The sequence below is a fragment of the Halorubrum sp. SD612 genome, from assembly GCF_002135005.1.
Window position 1 is genome coordinate 1 of sequence record NZ_NEWI01000173.1, and the last position, 4,757, is coordinate 4,757.

Consider the following 4,757-nt stretch of genomic DNA (forward strand, 5'->3'; position numbering starts at 1 on the left):
GTCGATCAGGTGTTCGTAGAAGTGGTCCGCGCCGATCCGCCACGGCTGCTGGAGGACGTGGAAGTAGACGCTCGCGCACAGCGCCCGCATCCGGAAGTTCAGCCACCCGGTCTCCCGCAGACAGCGCATGCTCGCGTCGACCATCGGGAACCCCGTCTCGCCGCGCTTCCACGCCGCGACGAGGTCGGGGTCGTGGCGGTCGCGATTGAAGCCGCGGTAGACGGGGTTGACGGCCCGGTCGAGCCACCCCGGCCAGTCGAGCAGCTTCTGGGCGTAGTGACGGTTCCAGAACAGCCGGGAGACGAACATCGACTTGCCGCGCCCGTCCGGCGCGCGCTCGTCGACGTGCCGGTGGACCTCGCGGACCGAGAGGCAGCCGAACCGCAGATAGGGGGAAAGGCCGCTCGTCCCGTCGCGGGCGTCGACCGGCGAGGAGATGGAGCCGGGGTAGTCGGCGATCCGCTCGGTGAACGACCGGAGCCGCTCGCGGGCCGCCTCTCGTCCGCCGGTCGGGACGCCCGTCTTCGCCGGCTCGATCCCGTACGCGTCGGCGACCGTCTTGGGATCGATACCCGTCTCGAGGCGCTCGACCGCGACCGACCGGGGGTCCCAGTCGGACGGGTCGCCCGCGAGCCACGCCTCGACGTGGTCGCTCCAGTCCTCCCGCGGGCGGTCGGCGTCGCGGACGAGCCCGTCGCCCGCGACGAAGCGGACGCCGAGCCGCTCGCGGGCGCGGTCGTCGCGCAGCCGCCCGTACCGACCGGTCGCCGTCGCGTTCGCGACGACGTCCCAGCCGGCGTCGACGAACCGCCCCAGCACGTCAAGGGGGTCGCCGTGCGCGAAGGTCAGTCCCGCGCCGCCCACGTCGCGGTACTGGCGGTCGAGGTCGCGCAGGCAGTCGTGGAGGAACGCGATCCGCGCGTCGCAGGCCGCGCCGCGCTCGTCGTGGAAGCCGGGGTCGAAGACGAACAGCGGGAGGATTCGGTCGGACTCGTCGGCGGCCGCCGCGACGGCCGGGTTGTCCGCGATCCGCAGGTCGTCGCGGTGCCAGACGACGGTTCCGGGGTCGGCGCCTTCCGGCCGCGAGAGGGAGCGGACCGCCTCGGCGTCCGGCGCCACGGGAAGGGGAACGTCCGCGAACGAGCCCATTTCACACGGAGTTCGGCGCGTCCGGACAAGGGTCTGTCGGCGGGTCGTCGCCGGTAACTGAACAGAATACATTTAGGAAACACCTACAATAAACGACCGTGAACCGAGCCCTCCGCTACGGTGTCTCCCTGATCGTCGGACTGTCCGTCGCCGGTCTCGTCACGCGTTTCTTCCCCGGAGACCCGTTTGTAACCGCCGCGATATTTCCACTCTACGCGGCGGCGACATCGCTCGTCGTCGCCCACCGGAAGGCGTGGCGGGAAACGTCGCGTGGCGATCCGGATCGGTTGGCGCGGTTTCGGGGGGCCATGGGTGGCGGTATCGGAGCGTTTACCGCGAGCGTGATCGCGGAGATCTCCCTTCCGGCCGGCGTCGCTGCGCTCGGCCTCATGGTGTTCGGGATGGCGCTCGGCATCGCCGAGTTAGAGCGCGTCACCGAATCGGCGCCCGCCTGACGGTCCACCGTATCGCCGCGCCGCGCGCGCCCACGGACACCCGGGAAACGTTCAATACGTTTCCGCCGCCGGTATGATCCGGATGTCAGACTCAGACGAGACCGACGTACTGCGCGAACTCGCCTCGCTGCCGACGATAGCGAGCCCGCGCGTGTCCCCGGACGGCGAGACGGTCGCCCTCTACTACGACGTGAGCGGCCGGAACGAGCTTCACCTCTGTGACCCGGAGGACGGCTCGCTGGAGCAGCTCAGCGACGGCGACGTGCCCCGGTCCGTCCGCGCCGGCTTCGAGTGGGACCCCAGCGGCGACCGCCTCTTCTACCACCGCGACGAGGCCGGCGACGAGCAGCACGACGTGTGGGCGATGTCGCTCGACGGCGAGAGCGAGCCCGTCGTCGAGATGGACGGCCAGATCCGGCTCCACGACGTGAGCGAGGACGGCGAGACGCTCCTGCTCGGCTCCAGCCGCGACGGGCAGATGAACCTCTACCGACACGACGTGCCGAGCGGCGAGACGATGAAGGTCACCGACTACGAACGCGCGGTCAACGCCGGCGAGCTGTCGCCCGACGGAGGCCGGATCGCGTTCGCGACCAACGAGACGGACACCTACGAGAACCTCGACGCGTACGTCGCCGACGGCGACGGGTCGAACGCCCGAACTCTCGGGGTCGGCGACCTCGGCGCGGAGGTCGCCCCCGTCGACTGGGGCCCAGACGGCGACCGCCTGCTGATCACCGACAACAGCGCCGACCTCGGGCGGGCCGGGATCGTCGACCTGAGCGGCGACGGGGCCGGCGCGGACGGCGCCGCAGACGCCGACGTGACCTGGTTCGGCGACGGCGAGTTCGAGGAGTCGCCCAGCCGCTTCCTCGACGGCGGCGACCGGTTCGTCGCGAGCCGGACGCGCGGCGCCGTGACGGTTCCGGTCGTCTACGACGCCGAGACCGGCGAGGGGCGCGAGCTCGACTTCCCGGCCGGGGTCGCCAGCGTGACGGACGGGCGCCTCGCGGACGACCGCCTGCTCGCGTATCAGACCACGTCGAGCAGGCGGCCGGAACTCGTCGCGTACGACCTCGCGACCGACGCGACGGAGACGGTGTTCGACGCTGAGTACGGCCCGTTCGACCCGGACGACTTCGTCGAGCCGGAGACGGTGACGTTCGCCTCCGACGGCGTCCCCGAGACGCCGGCGCGGGCGGTCGAGCACGACCCCTACGAGGAGTTCGAGATCGAGGGCCTCCTGTTCGACTCCGGTCGACGCCCGTCGCCGCTGGTCGTGAACCCCCACGGCGGCCCGCGACACCACGACAGCCGGCGGTTCAGCTACCGCGTCCAGTTCCTGCTCTCTCGCGGCTACTCCGTGCTTCAGGTGAACTACCGCGGCTCCACGGGGCGCGGACGCGAGTTCGTTCAGGAGCTGTACGACGACTGGGGCGGCGCCGAGCAGGGCGACGTGGCGACCGGCGCCGAGCACGTCCTCGACGAGTACGACTGGCTCGACGAGGACCGCGTCGCCGTCTACGGCGGCTCCTACGGCGGCTACTCCGCGAACTGGCAGCTGGTCCAGTACCCGGACCTGTACGCCGCGGGGGTCACGTGGGTCGGCGTCAGCGACCTGTTCGACATGTATGAGAACACCATGCCGCACTTCCGGACGGAGCTCATGGTGAAGAACCTCGGCGAGCCGGACGAGAACGAGGCGGTCTACCGCGAGCGCAGCCCGGTGAACTACGTCGAGAACGTCGACGCGCCGCTGCTGATCGTCCACGGCGTCAACGACCCGCGAGTGCCGGTCTCGCAGGCGCGCATCCTCCGGGACGCGCTCGACGACGCCGGCTTCGCGGAGGGCGCCGACTACGAGTACGAGGAGCTCGGCGAGGAGGGCCACGGCTCGGGCGACATCGACCAGAAGATCCGCTCGCTGGAGTTGCTCGACGACTTCCTCGACCGCCGGATCGGCGCGGAGCGGACCGCGGTGGCGTCGCTGGACGACTGACGGGGCAGCTCTCGAAAAGCCGGCTCCGCGACCGCGGGCGTCGGTTACTCGCCGGTTTCGATCGGGGCGCCGACGAGGTTGCCCCACTCGGTCCACGAGCCGTCGTAGTTACGGACGTCGTCGTAGCCGAGCAGCTCGTGGAGCAGGAACCACTCGATCGACGAGCGCTCGCCGACGCGGCAGTAGGTGATCGTCGACTCGTCGCCGTCGACGCCGGCGTCCGAGTAGAGCTCGCGGAGCTCCTCGGCGCTCTTGAACGTCCCGTCCTCGTTCAGCGTGGTGCCGATCGGGACGTTGCTCGCGCCGGGGATGTGGCCGCCGCGCTGGGCCGTCTCGTTGAGCCCCTCGGGGGCGATGACCTCGCCGGAGAACTCCTCGGGCGAGCGGACGTCGACCATCGGGATCCCCTCCTCGATCGCCTTGTCGACGTCGTCCTTGTACGCGCGGACGCTCTCGAAGGGGCCGCGGGCCTCGTACTCCCGGGGCGTGAAGTCGGGCTCCTCGGTCGAGAGCGGGTAGTCGTTGGCGACCCAGTACCCCTTCCCGCCGTCGATCACGCGGACGTCGTCGTGGCCGTAGTACTTGTAGATCCAGTAGCCGAACAGCGCGAACCAGTTCGGGACGCGGCCGCCGCCGTACACGACGACCGTCGTGTCGGCGTCGATGCCGCCCTCACCGTTTCGGGCCGCGAAGTCCGCCTTCGAGACGATGTCGCGCTCCGTCTCGTCGGTGAACACCGCGTCCCACTCGAAGTTCAGCGCGCCGGGGACGTGGCCCTCCTCGTAGGGCGTGTACTCCGACTCGTCGGTGACGGTCGGGTTGTTGATCTCGACGAGCCGGAGGTCCGCGTCGTCGTCCTGGAACGCGTCGAGGTTCGATTCCACCCAGTCCGCCGTGACGAGTACGTCTTCGGGCATCACCCCTACTACGGCCGAAGGACGTTTTGAACGTCCGATAATGGCGGTTCTTTCCGGCGCCTGTGACGACCGGCAGCCGGGCGAACCCGTCGAAAACGACCGCGTCGGGCCCGAACGGACGTTTATTTATGATGACACCTACCGGATCACCGTCACGGGCACGCCCGCCTTTTCCACCACGCCCTTCGCGCCGCTGCCCACGAACTGCCCGCGCTCCTCCGAGAGCCCGCCGTGACC

General features: G+C 70.1%; 4 protein-coding genes. 2 read left to right on the top strand and 2 right to left on the bottom strand.

The genetic code is table 11. From position 1 onward, the window contains the following. Positions 1 to 1,149 (bottom strand): FAD-binding domain-containing protein (locus tag B9G38_RS14295; RefSeq protein WP_086220814.1); only part of this gene is annotated, 1,149 nt, incomplete at its 3' end. A gap of 98 nt (positions 1,150 to 1,247) precedes the next feature. Between B9G38_RS14295 and B9G38_RS14300 the strand changes: the two genes are divergently transcribed. Further along, the gene (locus tag B9G38_RS14300; protein ID WP_086220815.1) at positions 1,248 to 1,604 is read left to right on the top strand and encodes a hypothetical protein; all 357 of its coding nucleotides are present in this window, start codon (positions 1,248 to 1,250) and stop codon (positions 1,602 to 1,604) included. Positions 1,605 to 1,686: 82 nt separating this feature from the next. Further along, a complete protein-coding gene (locus B9G38_RS14305) occupies positions 1,687 to 3,603 on the top strand; it encodes a prolyl oligopeptidase family serine peptidase (protein WP_086220816.1) in 1,917 nt (638 codons plus the stop codon). A gap of 44 nt (positions 3,604 to 3,647) precedes the next feature. Here the strand turns inward: B9G38_RS14305 and B9G38_RS14310 are convergent, their stop codons facing one another. After that, positions 3,648 to 4,520, bottom strand: coding sequence for a sulfurtransferase (locus B9G38_RS14310; RefSeq protein ID WP_086220817.1), 873 nt, complete (start codon positions 4,518 to 4,520; stop codon positions 3,648 to 3,650). Positions 4,521 to 4,757: the final 237 nt, after the last annotated feature.